1 protein-coding gene is annotated in these 233 nt (G+C 60.9%); it reads right to left on the reverse strand.

All coding sequences use genetic code 11. The annotated features are described in order from the left end of the window. A partial coding sequence (locus HMPREF2700_RS11870) for a hypothetical protein (protein WP_168162750.1) occupies window positions 1–233 on the reverse strand: 233 nt, incomplete at both ends.

Genomic DNA, 233 nt, shown 5'->3' on the forward strand with positions numbered 1-233 from the left:
CGAGTTGGGCGGGGATGGCGGTAAAGGTATGGCTATAGGCGGTATCGCGGCTGCCGCTGTGTTCCATGGAAAGTACCAGCCAGCCGTCGGGTGCTTCGGGGAAGGCGGTATCGGTTTGGAACACTTTCATCGGCGCCATGGAGACGACGTTGCCGCTGCCGTTGGCGACGGTTTGGCGGCAGAGGACGGCTTCGTTCAACAGGGTCGTCTGAACTTGGGCTTCGTCGGTTGTT

The organism is Neisseria sp. HMSC068C04 (assembly GCF_001810105.1).
Taxonomy (GTDB): domain Bacteria; phylum Pseudomonadota; class Gammaproteobacteria; order Burkholderiales; family Neisseriaceae; genus Neisseria; species Neisseria flavescens_B.